The sequence below is a fragment of the Marmoricola sp. RAF53 genome (assembly GCF_052114005.1).
In the GTDB taxonomy this organism is placed as follows: Bacteria; Actinomycetota; Actinomycetes; order Propionibacteriales; family Nocardioidaceae; genus Marmoricola.
Window position 1 is genome coordinate 110700 of record NZ_JBFRDX010000011.1, and the last position, 17553, is coordinate 128252.

Consider the following 17553-nt stretch of genomic DNA (forward strand, 5'->3'; position numbering starts at 1 on the left):
CCGGACTACGTGGGCGACTACGCGAACGCGTAGTGCATTCCGGTACCGGATTTCTTAGGTTCGTCTCACTTCTCGGGTGCCGCTCACGGAGGACAAGGAGGTGGAGACGGTGCCGTTCAAGAAGGTGCGATTCGATCCACCTGCCCACGCCGTCGGCGGCGTCGAGGTCACCACGCTGAAGCGGATCCGCGAGCGGATGTGCCCGCTCGAGCGCGACGCGATCCAGATGCCCGACTTCCACCTGCTGCTGCGCGTCGAGTCCGGACGGATCCGGCACATGGTCGACTTCCGCAGCTACGACCTCGCCCCGTACGACGTCCTCTGGGTCCGCGCCGGCCAGGTGCAGCGCTGGGGCTCGCTGGAGGACATCGAGGGCACCGCGATCCTGTTCGTGGACCACACCCTCGGCAGCGACGTGACCGCGACGCTGCGCGACATCACCGCCCGGAGCGGCAACCTGTGGGCCGGGGCGGCCCGCCCGGGGACGGCGATCTCGGCCGCGATCAACCAGGTCTGCCACTTCCAGGGGTCCGGCCCCGCGCCCACCCAGAGCGTGGACGGCCTGCTCGCCGCCTACGTGCTCCGGTCCCTGGTCCTCGGGCTGGTCGCCTCCGGACCCGGCGCCGACCCGCCACCGGGCGACGCTCTGTTCGAGCGGTTCCGCAACGCCGTCGACGAGAACTTCACCCGCTACCACCGGATCCAGGAGTACGCCGATCTGCTCGGCTACTCGTCGAAGACGCTGACCCGCCTGGTGAACCAGTACACCGGTACCTCGCCCAAGGAGTTCATCGACGACCGGGTGGTCCTGGAGGCCCGCCGGCTGCTGGTCCACGACGACAGGCCGGTCGCCGGCGTCGCGTTCGCGCTCGGGTTCGACGACCCGGCCAACTTCTCCCGGTTCTTCCGCCGCCGGACCGGTCAGTCGCCGGCCGAGTTCCGGCTGTCCGCCCGGCCGGCCGCCGTCGTCGTCTGACCGGTCAGGCGCTGGCCCGGTCGAGCAGCCCGAGGTACTCGCGGCGCAGCCCGATCCGGGCCCGGTAGGAGAGCTGGCGGGTCGCGTTGGCACTGAGGCCCAGCCGGCTGCCGACGTCGGCGGCGCTCAAGCCCTCGACGTGGGTGAGCCAGAGAGCCTGGCGCCAGCGCAGCGGGAGCTGGGCCAGCGAGATCGCGACCTCGTCCCGCTCCGCCTCGCGGAGCACGTCCGTCTCCGGCTCGTCGACGACCGCCAGCAGCGGCTGCTCCCCGGCGGCGGCGCCCCCGAGCGTGACCGCCTGGTCGACGTCCTCGGTGAGCAGCAGCCGCGCCTGCTTGCGCACCTCGCTGGCGTTCAGGTTCCGGATCGTCACCAGCAGGTAGCGCCGGAAGTCCCTGATGTCGCGGTCCGCGTCGGTCAGCACGGTCCAGAGTCGGGCGAACGCCTCGGCCACCAGGTCGTCGGCCTGGTGCGGCCCGGCCAGCCGGACGGCGTACCGCTGCGCGGCGCCGACGTGCCGCCGGTAGATCGTCTCGAACGCGCCCTGGTCCCCGGTCCGCACCGCCGCCACGAGCTCGTCGTCGGCGATCTCGGTCTCGCTACCGTCGTGAGCAGCCATCTGTCTTCTCCCCTGTTCCAGCGGAGGACGTGGCGCCCTCCGGTGCGCCCACCCCCGCGGGCGCCTCGGAAGGTCCAACTGCCGACGAACCGGTGCGAAACCGTCATTCCGGGACAGGGGCCGGTCAAAAAGGGACGGGCGCCGCGACGCGCCGGAAGCAACGCGCGCCGGCGGTGGCCCGGCGGTGGCCCGGAACGAGAAGCGGCCCCCCGTGTCCGGGCCTGGGACTGACCGGACACGGGGAGCCGCGCGACACACCCAGTTCTGGAGGTGGGGTGTCAGGGGAGGACGCCGGCCGGGGGGTTGCGGCGTCCTCGTGCTGATAAGACGGGACCGGAGGCGCGCTCGTTACGCGCCGGCCCGACATCTTTTCCTGCCCGATTTCTCCGTTTTCAGTTCCGTGTTGTTCCCGCAGGTTAGGGTGTCGCGGTGGTAGGGAAGCTGGGACTCGTGGGGGCCGTCGCCGTGGCGTGGCTGCTCACCTTCGTCGTCATGGGGGGCGACGTCATGCCTGCGCTCTCCGGGCACCACGACGACCCGGCCGCCTCCGCGCCGCTGACCCCCACCGCCACGTACCCGAGCCGGAGCTCTTCGAACGTCCCGGCCCCGGGCAGCACCCCGCCCGCCACGCCCGGCGACACCACCGGCTCCCCGGCCAGCCAGGCCGGCGGGGCGGCGAGCGCGGAAGCGGCAGCCCGCACCGCGCCGCTGGCCGGCCAGACGCTGCAGGCCCGGCCCAAGCCGCGCCGCTCACCGCCCGCGGTGGTCGAGTTCCGGATGGCCACGTTCAACGTGCTCGGCAGCTCGCACACCCGCAAGGGCACCAAGCGGGCGCAGAAGGCTTCCGGCAGTGCCCGGATGGCGCGTGCGACCAGCTACGTGATCGACAACGACATCACCCTGGTCGGCTTCCAGGAGATGCAGCCGGACCAGCGCTCCGCCTTCCTGCGCAGCGCCGGCGGGCGTTACGGCCTCTACCCGGGCGGCAGCACCCTCGACGGCGACAACTCGATCGCGTGGCGCCTCGACACCTGGGAGCTGGTCAAGCCCGGGTCCGTGCCGATCCCCTACTTCGGCGGCCACGCCCGGAACATGCCGGTGCTGCTGCTGCGCAACAAGGCCACCGGCATCACCATCTACGCCACCAACTTCCACAACCCGGCCGACACCCGCGAGTACGGCAAGCAGGGCAAGTGGCGCGCCGCCGCGAAGGCCCGCGAGGTCACGCTGTTCAACGAGCTCAAGGACGACGGCTTCCCGGTCTTCGTCACCGGCGACATGAACGAGACCCAGTCCTGGTTCTGCGCCGTCGCCGGCCCCGGTGACCTCAAGGCCGCCGCCGGCGGCGAGGGCGGGCGGGCGGGTTGCAGCGTGGCCGGCGGCTACCGGATCGACTGGATCGCCGGCTCCCACGACGTGCAGTTCACCAACTACGTCGAGGACAAGAGCGGCACCGTCAAGTGGATGACGGACCACCCGGTGATGATCGCCGACGTCCGGATCGACAGCCGCGACTTCCCGAAGTCCGTCACCCGCGCCGCGGGCTGAGCTCAGCCGGCGAAGCGCAGGAAGCTCTCCAGCACCGGGCCCGCGGTCCGTGACCCGGACTGCCCTGTCGCCACGAACACCGCGACCGCGAGGTCGCCGCGCGCACCGATCATCCATGCGTGGGTCGGCAGGCTGCCGCCCGCGCCCGGGGTGCCGTACTCGGCGGTCCCCGTCTTCGCGAGCACCTGAGGGGGCTGCAGGCTCGCCAGGAACGAGCCGGAGCCGTCCTGCACCACCGCGTGCATCAGCGCGCGCAGCTGCTCCGCCTCCTTCGCGGTGAGCGGGGCCGGGGCCGCACCCTCGGTGGTCGGCTCCACCGCCGGGACCAGCGACGGCACCACGGTGCGGCCGGCGGCGACACTGGCCGCGACCGTCGCCATCGCGAGCGGGGACGCGAGCACCTTGCCCTGGCCGATCAGGTCGGCGGCCGCTTCCGTCTTCGACGCCGGTGCGGGCGCCTGGCCGAAGTACGCCGGGAAGCCGACGCCGTGGTCGATCCCGAACCCGAGGGAACCGGCCGCCGCGGCCAGCGCTCCGGGCCGCAGCTGGTCGCGCTGGCCGATGAACGCGGTGTTGCACGAGTTGGCGACCGCGTCGCGCAGCGTGATCCGGCCCAGCTTGCCTGCCGGGTAGTCGGAGTAGTTCTTGAACCGCTTGCCGTCCACCACGACCGCGGCCGGGCAGGTCACCGGCGAGGTCGGCGCCAGGCCGGACCGGAGCAGCGCCAGCGAGGACACCACCTTGAAGGTCGACCCCGGGGCGTAGCGGCCGGTCGTCGCGGTGGACTGCCCGTGCGATCCGGGGCCGCTCGCGGCGGCCAGCACGGCACCGGTCGACGGCTTGATCGCGACCAGCGCACTGGCCGGGCCGATCCCGGCCAGCAGCTGCTGGGCCTTCGCCTGGAGCGCCGGGTCGAGGGTGGTCCGCAACGGCGTGCCGGCCACCGGGTCCGCCGCGAACAGGACCCGCGGCTCCGCGGTCGCGGTCAGCGCCTCGTGGTCCGCGGGCAGGGCGGACACCTTGATCCCGGGCTTGCCGAACAGCTGCTCGTCGTACCGCTCCTGGAGCCCGGACAGGCCGGTGTCGTCGCCGGCCCGGAGCCGTCCCTCGCTCTGCTTGACCAGCTCGGCCGTCGCCGGGCCGACCGTGCCGAGGATCGCGGCGGCGAAGTCCCGGGTCGGCGCCAGCGGCAGGTGGTCGGAGATCCCGCGCGCACCCGGGACGGCGGCGACCCGGCCGAGCAGGGCGCTGCTCACGTCGGAGCGGCGCAGCACGATGGCCTCGACGAAGGCCTTCGGCCCGGCCGCGGCCACCTCCTTCGCGTAGCCGGCCGGGTCCACGTCCAGCAGCGCCGCCAGGCGCCGGGCCGACGCGGCGGCGGCCTCGGGGCCACCGACGACCTGCTCCTTGTCGATCCCGAACCGGACCACCGGCCGACGGGTGACGATCGGTGCGTCTCCGGCGCCCAGGACGTCGCCGCGCTCGGCGTTGACCCGGCTCACCCGCAGCTCCTCGCCCGGGGTGAGGGTCTCCTCGACGATCGACGGCTTCCAGGTCACGTGCCAGGCGTCGCCGTCCCGGGTCAGCGCGGCCTTGGTGGTGTGCTTCCACGGATGCCCGGCGACGTCGACGGTCCAGCCGAGGGTCGCGGTGGCGTCGTCGCCGTCGCGGGCCACGTCCTCGACGGTCACCTTCGCGTCGTAGGAGGAGAGCGGCTTCCAGAGCTGGGCGTAGGCCACCTCCGCCTTCTCGCTCACGAACGCGACCTTGCTCAGGTCGCCCTTGCTCAGGCCCTCCGCGAGCCGGTCGGCCGTCGGCGCCGGATCGGGTCCGTCGTCGAGGAGCGAGCACCCCGAGCCGAGGAGTGCGAGGGCCGTGATCAGGCACAGCAGGCCCGGCAGCGCTCGCCGGCGATGGGTCCGAGAGGTCATGAGGCGATCCGACCAGACCGGGCCGCCCCGGACAAATTCGGCAGGCGTAACCTCGCCCCGTGCAGCTCAGGGGACTCGTCGCGGACACGACGCCCCTCGAGGATCCGCACTTCCGCCGCCTGTGGACCGCGAACATCGTCACCGTCATCGGCGCCCAGCTCACCGTCGTCGCCGTGCCCGCGCAGATCTACGCGCTCACCGGCTCCTCGGCGTACGTCGGCCTGACCGGGCTCTTCGGCCTGGTGCCGCTGGTCGTCTTCGGTCTCTGGGGCGGCGCCCTGGCCGACGTGATGGACCGGCGCACCCTGCTGATCGGCACCACGACCGGACTGATCGCCACCAGTGCGGCGTTCTGGGCGCAGGCCGCCTTCGGCGCCGGCGACGTCTGGCTGCTGCTGTGCCTGTTCGCCGTGCAGCAGGCGTTCTTCGCGGTCAACCAGCCGACGCGCAGCGCGATCCTGCCCAAGCTGCTGCCCGCGGCGAAGCTGCCCGCCGCGAACTCGCTGAACATGACCGTCTTCCAGGCCGGCGGCATCGCCGGGCCGCTGGTCGGCGGCGCGCTGATCCCGATCACCGGCTTCTCCTGGCTCTACCTGATCGACACCGTCACGCTGTTCGCGACGCTGAGCGCCGTGGTCCGGCTGCCGCGGCTGCCGGTGGAGGGAGCGACCGGCGGGACTCCCGGGCTGCGCGCGGTGGTCGACGGGCTGAAGTACCTGCGCCACCACCCCATCCTGCTGACCTCGTTCCTCGTCGACCTGATCGCGATGATCTTCGGGATGCCGCGCGCGCTCTTCCCGGAAATCGCGCACGTCGACTTCGGCGGGCCGTCCGGCGGCGGCATCGCGTTCGCGCTGCTCTTCGCCGCGATCCCGATCGGGGCCGTCCTCGGCGGGATCTTCTCGGGCTGGGTCTCCCGGGTGCAGCGCCAGGGCTTCGCGGTGATCGTGGCGATCCTGGTCTGGGGCGTGGCCATCGTCGGGTTCGGCGTCGCGGTCGCACTCGCCGACCTCGCACCCGAGCTGATGCTCGCGCTGGCGGTGCTGATGCTGGTGATCGGCGGCGCCGCGGACATGGCCTCGGCCGCGTTCCGGTCGAGCATGCTGCAGGCCTCCGCCGCCGACGACGTGCGCGGCCGCCTCCAGGGCGTCTTCATCGTCGTCGTCGCCGGCGGACCGCGGATCGCCGACGTCCTGCACGGCGCCGCCGCCGCAGCCGTCGGCACCGCCGCCACCGCGGCCGGCGGCGGCGTTCTCGTCATCATCGGGGTGCTGGCGACGGCGGTGGCCGTGCCGGCGTTCGTGCGCTACCGGATGGTGTCGGGCTGACGCGCGGAATCCCCTCTTCCCTTGGGAAACCGGCAGTCCAGCCCGATGCATCGGGCTGGAAGCGCCAGGAACGGGCTGGAAGCTATCCCGTCACGGTCACCGCGCTGATCTGCTGCGCGGCCACCTCCGCGGGCGTGAAGGGGAACGCCACCCACTGCTTCTGGCCGAACATCACCGTCTGGTCCGAGCTCCACGGCGACGTCGGGTCGTCGGACTGGCCGTAGGTGAGGATCGTCCTCGCGTCGACGGCACCCCCGGGCAGGAACGAGATCGCCTGGATGTGTGACGAGCCGTAGGTGATCGGCCGGAAGAAGCTCCCGTTCGCGACGGTGCCGCGCGAACCGAGCGCGTTGGCGTTGCCGGCCTGGTCGCCGAGCCCGCCGCCGAGCGGGATCGCCGGGGCACCGCGGTCGCCGGCGACCTGGAGCGAGCCCCAGGTCGCGTCCATCGGGACGTTCTTCGACCGCAGGTAGGCGATCGCGTCCTTCATCGCCTTCTTCACCCCGTCGCTCTTCTCGTCGAGGTCGCGCGGGGTGCCGACCGGGTCGTCGGCGTCGAAGCCGACCTCCCAGACGTGCGCCTGGCTGAGCAGGCTCGACTTCGGCAACCGCTTCACGAACTCCTCGAAGATCTGGTTGCCGCGGCTCTCGACGTTGGAGTGCTTGTCCCAGGCGGCCAGCACCGGGCAGGCGTCGCCGCCGCCGACCGACGCGCACACGGTGGCGAGGTCGCCGTACTCGCTCATCAGCTCGCCGCCGAGGACCCGGTTCTGGTGCTCGAACCCGCGCAGGTCGGCCGGGGTCACCTTGCCGACCGCGACCTGGTCCATCACGTAGCGGTCGACCATCCGGGTGCGCAGCGTCCGGACGCACTTCTCGCAGCCGATGATCCGGGCGTAGCCCTCGAGCTTCTGGGCCGGGTTCGGCAGCCAGTAGGAGTCGTTGGCGTTCATCACCCAGTCGCGCCGCACGGTGGCCGGCAGGTTCGACGGGCCGAAGATGCCCGGGCGCTCGGCATCGGCGTCGGTCCCCCACTTGCAGACCGAATCGGCGAGGGTGCCGTCCAGGCCGGGCAGGCCGGCGAGCAGCTGGGTGACCCGGCCGATCGGTGTCATGCACTTGTTGGCGAGGTCGTTGGAGACGTTCGGCACGACCGAGTGGTCGGCGTACAGGACGTCGCCGTTGCGGTCCGCGGCCGTCGTGTTCACCCACGGCATCCCGCCGCCTGCGTCCTGCTTGGCCAGCAGGTCGCGGACGTCGGTCGCCTTGCCCATGTCGAGGAAGGTGTCGATGGTGCGCAGCTGCTCGCCGTTGGCGTCCCGGATCGCGAAGAAGCTGAGCGGGGTCCAGCCCATCAGGGTGGCCGGGTCGTCGATGACGTAGCCCTGCGCGGTCCGGTACATGTCCTCGCTGACGGTCTTCAGCGACCCGCCGGGCTGCTTCACGACGACGTCGACGACGCGGCGCTCGAGCTTCTTGAGCAGCCCGTTGGCGCTCAGGTACGTCGTCGGCGAGAGCACCGTCCGGTACTCGTACGGCGTGAACCGGTACGCCGTCGAGACGGTGTGGCTCCAGGCCACGTTCTTGTTCCAGCCGATGTTGACGACCGGCGAGCCGATCAGGCTGGCCCCGGCGACGTCGTACCGGCCGGGGATGGTGAGCTGCTGCTGGCTGAACCGGTAACGCCCGTTCCACGGGAAGTGCGGGTTGCCCAGGATCATCCCCGAGCCGGTCGAGGTGTCGTCGGCGCCGACCGCGGTCGCGTTCGAGCCGAACGGCGACGCGGGGTCCTTGCCGAGCGCCTTCATCAGCTCCTCGCTGGTCGGCAGCTCGGGCGGGACGATCCCGAACGTGGCCAGCGAGGGCAGGCCCAGGTCGGTCAGCGTCGGAGGCGTGGCGCCGACGATCTGCTTCAGGAAGTTGCCGGTCGAGGCGAGGATGTTGGCGACGTAGACGCCGTACCAGACGTCGAGCGGGGTGACGTCGGGTCGGATCCACGCGGCGCCCTTGCAGGCCGGGTCGGTGAGGTTCACGCTCCCGCCGATCGCGGTCAGGTACTTGTTCACGCCGGCGGCGTACCCGGTCACCATGGCGCGGGCCTGGGCGCCGGGCCCGGCCTTCGGGTCGGCGAGCAGGCCCTCGACGACCTTGCGGTTGTGCAGGTCGGTGATGAGGGCGTCGGACTGGAGGTTGGTGCCGTTCATGGCGACGCCGTCGTCGTACGTCGCGGTCCCGCCGAGGTAGCGCGAGCGCTCGCCGCGGCCGGTGAGGAGGACGTCGGCGAGGGTGCACGCGGTGGTCTGCGCGGCGGCGTACCCGGAGCCGAAGCCGAGCGACCCCCAGTCGTCGGCGACGATGTGCGGGATCCCGTGCTCGGTCCGCGTGATCGTCGCCGTGTAGGTCGGGGTGTCGGCCGCGGTCGGGGCCGAGCCGAGGGTGACGGTGAGCAGGGACGCGAAGAGCGCGGCGACGGCAGCGGTGCAGGCTGCGCGTCGGCGGGGTGAGGTCGCCATGCCGGTAGAACGCGGTGCGGCCTGTCCGGGTTACGGCTCGTTCACCTGCAAGGCACGGAACGTCTCGTCTTGTCCCGTTTCAGCGAGCGGCGTCGGCCTTGGCCAGGAAGTCACCGGCGAGCGCGGCGAACTCGTCCGCCTTCTCGATCTGAGGCATGTGGCCGGCCTTCTCGAACAGGTGCGCCTGCGCGTCCGGGAACGCTCGGCGCGCCGCCTCGAAGTGCTGCACCGGCAGCACCGTGTCGGCCTCGCCCCAGACCACCAGGACCGGAACACCCAGGTCGCGGACGGCCGCGTGCAGCGCGTTCCGCCAGCGCGGGTGCCGGCCGGTCATCGGGACCGCCAGCGACAGCGCCGACCCGACGAAGGTGCGCCGGAAGTCCGGCTGGCGACCGACCTTGGCGTAGTGCTTGAGCATCTCCGGGGTCGCCAGCGACGGGTCGAAGAACTGGTCCTGGGCGATCTTGGTGCTCGCCGCCCGGGCCAGCGGGACGAACCGCTTGCCGATCACCGGCAGCCCCGCGGCGGTCGCGTAGACCATCGGGAGCGGCGAGAGGTTCACCTCGGTGCCGAAGCCGATGCTGTCGACGAGCACCAGGCTGGCCACCCGGCCGGGGTGCTCGACGGCGAGCGTCATGGCGATCCCGCCGCCGAGCGAGTTGCCCATCACGTGCACCGGTCGGTCGACGTCGAGCGCGTCGAGCAGCCCGGCCATCGCCCGGGCGAACGTGCGCATCCCGGGGCGGCCCTCCTGGGCGCGGGTGAAGCCGAACCCCGGGGTGTCGGCGCTGATCACCCGGTGCCCGCGCGCGGCCAGCAGGTCGTGCGTCGCGGTCCAGTCCTCGAGGCTGCGCGCGATGCCGTGCAGCAGGAGGACGGGACTGCCGTCCTCGGGTCCCGAGACCCGGACCCGCACCGGCCTGCCGGCCACCGCGAAGGTGACCGTGTCCGGAGCGGTCATGCCGTCGCTCGCTCCGGCTCGGCCACCTCGCTGGCGGCCTTGTCGAAGCGGAGTGTCTTGTGCAGGTCGCGGCGCATGGTGGTCGCGGCGTCGACGAAGTAGTTCTGCCGGACCCGCCACGCTCCCCGGTGGCCCTGCTGCGGCAGGTCGTTCAGGGCGCGCTGGATGTACCCGGAGGCCAGGTCCAGGAGCGGGCGTCCCTCCAGCGGGCCGTCCGGGACCGGTACGACGCTGGCCGCGCCGACCTTGTCCATCTCGTTGATCACCTTGCAGACCAGCCGCGACGTCAGGTCGCCGCGGAGCGTCCAGGACGCGTTCGTGTACCCGACGCAGAGCGCGAAGTTCGGCAGCCCGGTGAGCATGCAGCCCTGCCACACGAAGTTCTCGTGGACGTTCGCCGGCGCGCCGTCGACCGTCGGGACGACGCCACCGAACAGCTGCACCTTCAGGCCGGTGGCCGGAACCACGATGTCGGCCTCGAGGACCTTGCCGCTCTTCAGCTCGATGCCCTCGGGGACGAACCGCGCGATGTGGTCGGTGACCACGTCGACCTTCCCCTCCCGGATCTTCCGGAACAGGTCGGCGTTCGGGACGGCGCAGAGCCGCTGGTCCCACGGGTCGTAGGAGGGCGTGAAGTGCTCGGCCAGGGCGGCGTCGTCGCGGAGCGCCTTGCCGGACATGCCGAGCAGCACCTTGCGCATCAGCTTCGGCTGGCGCTGGCAGAGCTCGTAGACGCCCAGGCTGTAGGCGACGTTCTTGTTGCGGATGACCTGGTGGGCCAGACCTGGCGGGAGCACCTTGCGCAGGTTGTTGGCGATCTTGTCCTGCTTCGGCACGATGCCGATCCAGGTCGGCGTGCGCTGCAGCATGGTGACGTGCGCGGCGTCGTCGGCCATCGACGGCACCAGCGTGACCGCGGTGGCACCGCTGCCGATGATGACGACCTTCTTGCCGGTGTAGTCGAGGTCCTCGGGCCAGAACTGCGGCTTCACGATCTGGCCGGCGAAGTCGTCGATCCCCTCCCAGACCGGCATGTGGCCCTGGGCGTAGTCGTAGTAGCCGGTGCAGGAGTAGAGGAACGAGCAGGTCAGGGTGCTGCGCTTGCCGTCCTGCTCGACGGTCACCGTCCAGGTGCTGGTCGCGGCGGACCAGTCGGCGGCGACGACCCGGGTGCCGAACCGGATCTTCCGGTCGATGCCGAACTCGGCCGCGGTGTCCTTGATGTACCGCAGGATCTCCGGGCCGTCGGCGATGGAGTTCTGCGCCTTCCACGGCCGGAACGGGAAGCTCAGCGTGAACATGTCGGAGTCCGAGCGGATCCCGGGGTACTTGAACAGGTCCCAGGTGCCGCCGATCGAGTCGCGGGCCTCGACGATCGCATAGCTCTTGTCGGGGCACTCGGTCTGCAGCCGGTAGCCGGCGCCGATGCCGGACAGGCCGGCGCCGACGACCAGGACGTCCAGGTGCTCGACGGTCTTCTTCGCGGGGCTCACGCGTCGGCTCCGATCGCGTCGCCGGAGATGTTGACGAGCCAGGAGACCCCGAACTTGTCGGTCAGCTGGCCGAACTCGTCGCCCCACATCTGCTTCTCCAGGGGCATGTTCACCGTGCCGCCCTCGGCCAGGCCGGTGAACCAGCGGCGGAGGTCGTCGACGTCGTCGCCGGAGAGGCTGATCGTGATGCCGCCGATCTCGGCTCGGGCCATTCCCGGCGGGGTGTCCGCCGCCATCAGGGTGAACCCGGCCGGCGTCTCGAGCTGACCGTGCATCACCTGGTCGGCGATCTCGGCCGGGCCGCCGTACTCGCCGAAGGTGCTGACGTTCAGCTCGCCGCCGAGCACCGACTGGTAGAAGGCGAGCGCCTCGGCGGCGTTGTCGCCGAAGCTGATGTAGGGGTTGAGGCGTGACGCCATCGGGTCCTCCTTCGGGGTCCGGCCGACCATGTTATTGACGAAAGTTCAGTAAGGGAAGGGGGTGCCGGAATTGCGGAGGGCGACCGCCGTCGGCGATCGCCCTCCCCGGGTCCCCGGGTCCGGCGTCCGGCTCAGGGGAGGCGCCGGCGAGCGGGACCCGGGGCCGAGCGCGGGAAGCGCCCCGGCAGCACTCGGTCACCCGGGCGGCCCCGAGCGCGTCGGGGCCACGCTAGGTAGACCTCGACGATCACCGGTTGCTTACGCAGGTCACTCCCCGATCCGGCCGTCCACGCACTCGCGCAGCAGGTCGGCGTGGCCGTTGTGACGGGCGTACTCCTCCACGATGTGCACCAGCAGCTCGCGCACCGAGACCCGGCCGTGGTGGTACTCGACCACCCGGCCGAGATCGGTCTCCGCGGCGATCGCGGCGTCGGCGTACGCCTGCTCCTCGCGCAGCCGGGCCCAGGCGTCCGCGACCACGGCCGGGTCGGCGACGGCGCCGTCGAAGTCCGCGTCCGGCTCCGCCTCGGTCCGGTAGATCCGCGGCACGTCGAGGCCGTGCAGAATCTGCCGGAACCACCCGCGCTCGACATCGGCCAGGTGCCGGACCAGCCCGAGCAGCGACATCGTCGACGGCGGTACCGAGCGCCGGGCGAGCTGCTCGGCGTCGAGACCGGCGCACTTCACCTCCAGCGTCTTCCGCTGGTACCGGATGTACTCGACGAGGTTCTCCTTCTCGTCGCCCTCCCCGGTCCCCTCGGTCTGCCGGGGGTCCTCGACGGGCGGCAGGAACATGTCGGCGCGGCGCTGCGGGCTCATGGGCCGATCATGCTCCGGCGGTGCCGCCGACGAAACCGGGTTTCGAGACGGGCGCTGCGCGACCTCCTCGACCAGCGGGGGTCAGTGCGAGGGCAGCACGCAGGCGGTGTCCAGGCCGAGCACCCGGTTGAGGCGGCCGAAGGCCATCCAGGAACCGAGGCACATCGACAGCTCGACGACCTCCTCCTGCGTGTACGCCGCCAGCATCCGCTGCCAGAACTCGTCGTCGAGGTTGTGGTGGTCCGTGGCGAACCGGAGGGCGTACTCCGCCGCCAGCCGGCTGCGTTCGGTGAGCACCGTCGAGGTCTGCCAGCCGCGGACCTCGTCGTCGTACCCGGCGGGGACGGTGACGCCGTCGCGCTCGGTCCGCCAGTCCTGGCAGAACACGCAGCCGTTGACGTCCGCGATCGTCAGCCGCGCCGCCTCGAACTCCTCCAGCGCCAGGGTGCTGTGCTCGTAGACGGCACCGGAGAACTTCACCGCGGTCATCCCGATCTTGGGGACCATCTCGCCCCAGACGTACATGATCGGGTCCTTGCCGGCGGGGACGTCGACGATCATCGCGTGCCTCTCTCGGGTCCGCCGACGGCCCTGCGGCCGCCGTGCAGGTTCCAGTCTGCACGAGACGCGGCGTTCCGTCAGTTGTCCGTGGACTTCTTCGCCGACTGGTGCTGCTCGATCCGGACCCGGACCCCGACGGTGATCAGCCGCACGAACGCCGCGACGAAGATGATGTCGAAAGCCATCTGGGCGGTCGCGATGGCGCGGGCCAGCTGGCCCTCCGGGTGGATGTCGCCGTACCCGACCGTCGCCATCGTGGTCGCCGTGAAGTAGAGCGCGTCCAGCCGGGTCTCGATCCCGTCCATCTGGTCGGTGCCGTGCACCGCCAGCGAGTAGTACCCGAGCGCGAAGATCACCAGCACCAGCTCGAAGAGAACCAGGAGCTGGATCCCGGTCAGGTGCGGGCCGGCACCCTGGGCCTGGCGACGGAACTCCTTGACCACGACCCAGGTCACCACGCCGATCGCGACCGACGTGATGACCACGCTGAGTGCGACCCGCCACGAGGACTGCCCGGATTCGACCGGGATGAAGAAGTACGCCGCGATCACGGCGGAGAACGTGGCCAGGCTGATGAGCGTCGAGCGTCGGACCCCTTCCGGGTCGAACGTCAGCATGCTCATCGCGCAGGTCCTTCCTCCGCCTGGTCACCGGTCGACGCGTCCACCGGCTCCTCGGCCGGCGCGTCCGGCGGCTCGTCCGCCGCCTCGCCGACGGCCTCGAGCTCCTTGTTCGGATTGCCGGAGATCAGCGGTAGCGCCCACCGGGCCTCCGGATCGACGTCGATGAGCAACGCCTTGGCCAGCAGGGTGAGCGGGATCGCGAGCAGTGCCCCCATCGGGCCGATCACCCAGGCCCAGAACATCAACGACACGAAGGTGAGCGTGGTGCTCAGCCCGAGCGCGTCGCCGACGATCTTCGGCTGGATCACCGACTGGATCACGAAGTTGATCAGGCAGTAGATGATGATCACGGCAAGCATCGTGCCGACGCCGCCCTCGAGCAGGCCGATCAGCGCCGGCGGGATCACCCCGATGACGAACCCGATATTCGGGATGAAGTTCGTGACGAACGCCAGCACGCCCCAGACCCCGGCCGCCGGGATCCCCAGCGCGTAGAGGGCCGCGGTGTCGATGATCGCGACGACGAGACCGAAACCGGCGGAGACCGCGAAGTACTTCCGGGTGCCGCTGGCGAAGGAGACGAGCGCGTCGACCACGGCCGGCCGCTCGTCGCGGGCCGAGAGCAGGTGGGTCGGGAACCTCGCCGCGTCCAGGCCGATGAACAGCACCAGGATGCCGATCAGGAAGACGTTGGTGAGGATGCTCAGCGCGCTCTTGAGGATGTCGGTGGCGTAGCCGAACAGCTTGCCGACGTCGAGGGAGTTGACCAGCGTGTCGGTCTGCTCCTTCTTGACGCCGAGGTCGCCGAGCCAGGTGGTCACGTTGTCGACCAGGTCGTTGATCTGCGGCGCGTACGTCGGCACCAGGGCCGCCATCCGGGCCACCGACACGATCAGGGCCACCAGCATCGCGATCAGGATCGCGTAGACCGCGAGGATCGTGGCCACCGTCGCGAGCACGTTCGGCACCCGGTGCCGGACCAGCCAGCCGCGGATCGGGAAGACCGTGATCATCAGGACCACCGCCAGGAAGACCGGCGAGATGATGCCCGCGACCGCCTTCATCCCGGCGACCGTGATCACGGACGCGGCGAATCCGAGCACGATCAGCAGGCCGCGTGGCAGCACGGTGTTCGACTTCTGGCCGGGGCGGGTCTCAGCGGTGTCGGTCACGGTTCCTCGCTCTCTGGGCCGAGTCTCGCAGAACCCGGGCCCCGGACCGGGGAGATCCGGGCGCTTTCTACGCCCCCGAATCGCTACAGATCCTCGCCTCGCGGCCGATGGGAGGGCCAGGCGACGTCGGACCGGAACCCCGGTCCGACGTCGCCAGCCCACTTCCTGCCCGACCGCTTGGACCCGTCATGCCCGACTTCCGGACGCCCACCACCGCCGCACCTGCCCGCAGGACGCGGGACTACCGGCGGGCGCTGGCCACGGTGCTCTTCGGCGCCCTGGTCGTCGGGCTGGTCGCCTGGGTGCGGCCCGCGGAGGGCCTCGGCTACTCGCCCCTGGTCGACGCCCCGGCCGCCTACCAGGGCCAGACGACCTGCGCCCGGTCGCCGCAGCCGGGGACCGTCGCGCTGTCCCGCTGGCTGCTGAAGAGCTATCCCGGGACCGGCTCGATGGGCCTGATGCGGGCCTGCGGCACCGGCGGGCGGAGCGAGCACAAGGACGGCCGCGCCTTCGACTGGGCGGCCGACGTGCGGAACAAGCGCGCCAAGCGGGCGGCGTACCGGTTCATCCGGGCCGCGCTGGCCGGCGACGCCGGCGGCAACGCCCATGCCCTGGCCCGGCGGATGGGGATCATGTACCTGATCTACAACGACACGATCTGGTCCTCCTCCCACGACTTCGCCCCGCGCCCGTACCTCAACGCCGGCTGCCGCTCGCTGAAGAAGTGCTCGCGCACGCTGCGGCACCTCAACCACGTGCACATCTCGCTGGGCTGGGCCGGCGCCGCCGCACAGACGTCCTGGTACCGCGCCCGCGGCGTGCCGGCGCTGCCGGTCCTGCACCCCGGGACCAACGAGCTGGATGCGGACGCGACCGCGGTGGTCGGGCTGACCGTGCCCGCCACCGGGGCGACCGTGCGTTCGTCCTACCTGCTCCGCGCCGGCGTCACCTACCGCGTCGTCGCCGCCGGAACCGTCGGGTACGGGGCGGGCGTCACCGGGGACGCGAGCTGCACCTGGAGTGCCGCCGCCCCCGTTCCGGTCCCGACCCTGCGGGGAACGCTCGTCGACCCGGGCCCGACCGATCCGACGGCCGGCTGGGACGGCTGGCAGGACCACGAGGGCAGCAGCCACCCGGCGAGCCCCGCCGCGCTGCCGCTGCCGGCCAGCCAGGGCCTCGCGGTCAACGGCGCGCTCCGCTGGGACGCCACCGGCTGCCGCTACGACCACACCTACGAGGCCTGGTTCACGCCGCTGGTCGACCAGTGGCTCGAGGCGCGCACGCTCGACCCGGTCCCGGCGGGCGGCACGGCCGAGGGCACCGGCTCCTTCCGGCTGTACGTCGCCCGCGACGACATCGCCCTCGGCTCGCTGGCCGGCTGACCGGACTGCGGATCGGATCGCCTCAGGCGCCCCGGTCGTGCCAGGTGCACAGGCAGACCCGGTTGCCCTGCGGGTCGGCGAGCACCCAGAACCGCGGCGCCCACTCGTCGGTGACGAGCGTCCCGCCGGCCGCGAGCGCGGCATCGATCCGCGGCTGGACCTCGGCGGGGTCGACCCACACGTCGGGGTGCCAGCGCTGCCGCGGCTCCTCGCTGCCCGAGTCCTGGAACCAGATCGTCGGCACGGCGCCGCTCTTGTCCTGGACCTCGCCGTTGGCCGGCTCCAGGCGCAGCACCGCGGACCAGAACGGCAGCACCGCCGCGTGGTCCGGGGAGTCCAGGCCGAGCTCGAAGCGCGTCTGCCCGTCACCGTCGAGGGCGACGCCGGCCGCGGCCGCGATCTCCGCGATCCGCCGGGCCAGGGTGACGTCGCGGTCGGTGACCCCGCCGACGTCGTGGCTGCTCAGCCGGACGTCGACGTACGGGTAGCGCAGGTCGAGATCGGGGTGGTGGTTCATCTCCTCCGCGGCAGCACCGATCTCGTCGACGACCTTCAGGCCGGTCACGAAGTCGCCGGTGCGGATCCGTGTCTGGATCCCGCCGAGCAGGTATACCCACTGCTCCAGCCCGAGGTCGGTGAACTGCTGCCCGGTCAGCTTGTCCTGGGAGGTCATCTCCCCATGCTGCCCTGGCCGCCGGACCAGCGGAAGGCTCAGGCCTTGTTCTTGCTCTCCACGGCGCGCCAGATCGCGGTCACGATGATCGCGCCGGCCAGCGAGCCGAGGAGGCCGCTCGCCTTGAGGTCGAGACCGTCGCCGGAGAGCAGGCTGATCAGCAGGCCGCCGACGAACGAGCCGGCCAGACCGGCGGCGAACGCCATCGGCCAGTTGATGCTGCCGCCGTCCCGCCCCAGGATCAGCTGGGCACCGGCGCCGACCAGCATGCCGAACAGGATGATCGCGATGATGAGCATGACCCGATCCTAGGGGTAGCGGGTCGTGTGCCCCTCGACGCGCCCCAGCGCGTCGACAGGCACACGACCGGGTTACGGCAGGTGCCGGACGATGTCCTCGACGCGGTCCTTGGCGTCGCCGAACAGCATGTGCGAGTTCTCCTTGAAGAACAGCGGGTTCTGCACGCCGGCGTAGCCGGGGGCCATCGAGCGCTTGAAGACGATGACGTCACGTGCGTTCCAGACCTCCAGGACGGG

Annotated in this window: 17 protein-coding genes; 4 read left to right on the plus strand and 13 right to left on the minus strand. The window is 71.6% G+C overall.

The window, feature by feature from the left end:
* Positions 1–76 precede the first annotated feature (76 nt).
* Entirely contained in the window at positions 77–976 is a 900-nt protein-coding gene (locus AB4Y76_RS12055; RefSeq protein ID WP_441925517.1) for a helix-turn-helix domain-containing protein, read from the plus strand.
* A 4-nt stretch (positions 977–980) separates the two neighbouring features.
* Here AB4Y76_RS12055 and AB4Y76_RS12060 read toward each other — a convergent pair whose 3' ends face one another.
* Positions 981–1595 carry an RNA polymerase sigma factor gene (locus AB4Y76_RS12060; RefSeq protein ID WP_441925519.1) on the minus strand — a complete coding sequence of 205 codons (615 nt, stop codon included), beginning with the start codon at positions 1593–1595 and terminating at the stop codon, positions 981–983.
* Positions 1596–2024: 429 nt separating this feature from the next.
* On the opposite strand from AB4Y76_RS12060, the gene AB4Y76_RS12065 reads away from it, so the two are divergent.
* Positions 2025–3143 carry an endonuclease/exonuclease/phosphatase family protein gene (locus AB4Y76_RS12065; RefSeq protein WP_441925521.1) on the plus strand — a complete coding sequence of 373 codons (1119 nt, stop codon included), beginning with the start codon at positions 2025–2027 and terminating at the stop codon, positions 3141–3143.
* A 2-nt stretch (positions 3144–3145) separates the two neighbouring features.
* Here AB4Y76_RS12065 and AB4Y76_RS12070 read toward each other — a convergent pair whose 3' ends face one another.
* Positions 3146–5074: a penicillin-binding transpeptidase domain-containing protein gene (locus AB4Y76_RS12070; RefSeq protein WP_441925523.1), complete on the minus strand. Its 1929-nt coding sequence runs from the start codon at positions 5072–5074 to the stop codon at positions 3146–3148.
* A 59-nt stretch (positions 5075–5133) separates the two neighbouring features.
* On the opposite strand from AB4Y76_RS12070, the gene AB4Y76_RS12075 reads away from it, so the two are divergent.
* Complete coding sequence (locus AB4Y76_RS12075) at positions 5134–6402, plus strand: MFS transporter (RefSeq protein WP_441925525.1); 1269 nt, start codon at positions 5134–5136, stop codon at positions 6400–6402.
* A gap of 82 nt (positions 6403–6484) precedes the next feature.
* On the opposite strand, the gene AB4Y76_RS12080 is transcribed toward AB4Y76_RS12075, so the two are convergent.
* The 8 genes from AB4Y76_RS12080 to AB4Y76_RS12115 all read right to left on the minus strand — a co-directional run bounded on the left by AB4Y76_RS12080 (position 6485) and on the right by AB4Y76_RS12115 (position 14962).
* Complete coding sequence (locus AB4Y76_RS12080; RefSeq protein ID WP_441925527.1) at positions 6485–8914, minus strand: penicillin acylase family protein; 2430 nt, start codon at positions 8912–8914, stop codon at positions 6485–6487.
* 79 nt (positions 8915–8993) lie between these two features.
* Positions 8994–9875, minus strand: coding sequence for an alpha/beta fold hydrolase (locus AB4Y76_RS12085; RefSeq protein WP_441925529.1), 882 nt, complete (start codon positions 9873–9875; stop codon positions 8994–8996).
* Entirely contained in the window at positions 9872–11368 is a 1497-nt protein-coding gene (locus tag AB4Y76_RS12090) for a flavin-containing monooxygenase (protein WP_441925531.1), read from the minus strand. Before AB4Y76_RS12090 ends, AB4Y76_RS12085 begins: the two co-directional genes overlap by 4 nt.
* Positions 11365–11787, minus strand: coding sequence for a VOC family protein (locus AB4Y76_RS12095; RefSeq protein WP_441925533.1), 423 nt, complete (start codon positions 11785–11787; stop codon positions 11365–11367). Before AB4Y76_RS12095 ends, AB4Y76_RS12090 begins: the two co-directional genes overlap by 4 nt.
* Before the next feature lie 267 nt (positions 11788–12054).
* The gene (locus tag AB4Y76_RS12100; RefSeq protein ID WP_441925535.1) at positions 12055–12606 is read right to left on the minus strand and encodes a DinB family protein; all 552 of its coding nucleotides are present in this window, start codon (positions 12604–12606) and stop codon (positions 12055–12057) included.
* An 81-nt stretch (positions 12607–12687) separates the two neighbouring features.
* On the minus strand, positions 12688–13167 hold the full coding sequence (locus AB4Y76_RS12105; RefSeq protein WP_441925537.1) for a carboxymuconolactone decarboxylase family protein: 480 nt from the start codon (positions 13165–13167) through the stop codon (positions 12688–12690).
* A gap of 77 nt (positions 13168–13244) precedes the next feature.
* On the minus strand, positions 13245–13790 hold the full coding sequence (locus tag AB4Y76_RS12110) for a potassium channel family protein (RefSeq protein ID WP_441925539.1): 546 nt from the start codon (positions 13788–13790) through the stop codon (positions 13245–13247).
* Complete coding sequence (locus AB4Y76_RS12115) at positions 13787–14962, minus strand: AI-2E family transporter (protein ID WP_441925541.1); 1176 nt, start codon at positions 14960–14962, stop codon at positions 13787–13789. Before AB4Y76_RS12115 ends, AB4Y76_RS12110 begins: the two co-directional genes overlap by 4 nt.
* Positions 14963–15150: 188 nt before the next feature.
* Between AB4Y76_RS12115 and AB4Y76_RS12120 the strand changes: the two genes are divergently transcribed.
* Positions 15151–16344, plus strand: a complete 1194-nt coding sequence (locus AB4Y76_RS12120; RefSeq protein WP_441925543.1) for a hypothetical protein — start codon at positions 15151–15153, stop codon at positions 16342–16344.
* Positions 16345–16366: 22 nt separating this feature from the next.
* On the opposite strand, the gene AB4Y76_RS12125 is transcribed toward AB4Y76_RS12120, so the two are convergent.
* The 3 genes from AB4Y76_RS12125 to AB4Y76_RS12135 all read right to left on the minus strand — a co-directional run.
* Complete coding sequence (locus AB4Y76_RS12125) at positions 16367–17017, minus strand: 4a-hydroxytetrahydrobiopterin dehydratase (RefSeq protein ID WP_441925545.1); 651 nt, start codon at positions 17015–17017, stop codon at positions 16367–16369.
* Between the two features lie 38 nt (positions 17018–17055).
* Entirely contained in the window at positions 17056–17316 is a 261-nt protein-coding gene (locus AB4Y76_RS12130) for a GlsB/YeaQ/YmgE family stress response membrane protein (protein ID WP_441925547.1), read from the minus strand.
* 72 nt (positions 17317–17388) lie between these two features.
* Positions 17389–17553: NAD(P)(+) transhydrogenase (Re/Si-specific) subunit beta (locus tag AB4Y76_RS12135; RefSeq protein WP_441925549.1), on the minus strand; the 165-nt coding region annotated here is incomplete at its 5' end.

Bases quoted from the DNA above. Each gene is read 5' to 3' on its own strand.
- AB4Y76_RS12060 (WP_441925519.1), bottom strand. From the start codon at position 1,595: ATGGCTGCTCACGACGGTAGCGAGACCGAGATCGCCGACGACGAGCTC.
- AB4Y76_RS12070 (WP_441925523.1), bottom strand. From the start codon at position 5,074: ATGACCTCTCGGACCCATCGCCGGCGAGCGCTGCCGGGCCTGCTGTGC.
- AB4Y76_RS12080 (WP_441925527.1), bottom strand. From the start codon at position 8,914: ATGGCGACCTCACCCCGCCGACGCGCAGCCTGCACCGCTGCCGTCGCC.
- AB4Y76_RS12085 (WP_441925529.1), bottom strand. From the start codon at position 9,875: ATGACCGCTCCGGACACGGTCACCTTCGCGGTGGCCGGCAGGCCGGTG.
- AB4Y76_RS12095 (WP_441925533.1), bottom strand. From the start codon at position 11,787: ATGGCGTCACGCCTCAACCCCTACATCAGCTTCGGCGACAACGCCGCC.
- AB4Y76_RS12100 (WP_441925535.1), bottom strand. From the start codon at position 12,606: ATGAGCCCGCAGCGCCGCGCCGACATGTTCCTGCCGCCCGTCGAGGAC.
- AB4Y76_RS12105 (WP_441925537.1), bottom strand. From the start codon at position 13,167: ATGATCGTCGACGTCCCCGCCGGCAAGGACCCGATCATGTACGTCTGG.
- AB4Y76_RS12110 (WP_441925539.1), bottom strand. From the start codon at position 13,790: ATGAGCATGCTGACGTTCGACCCGGAAGGGGTCCGACGCTCGACGCTC.
- AB4Y76_RS12120 (WP_441925543.1), top strand. From the start codon at position 15,151: ATGCCCGACTTCCGGACGCCCACCACCGCCGCACCTGCCCGCAGGACG.
- AB4Y76_RS12125 (WP_441925545.1), bottom strand. From the start codon at position 17,017: ATGACCTCCCAGGACAAGCTGACCGGGCAGCAGTTCACCGACCTCGGG.
- AB4Y76_RS12130 (WP_441925547.1), bottom strand. From the start codon at position 17,316: ATGCTCATCATCGCGATCATCCTGTTCGGCATGCTGGTCGGCGCCGGT.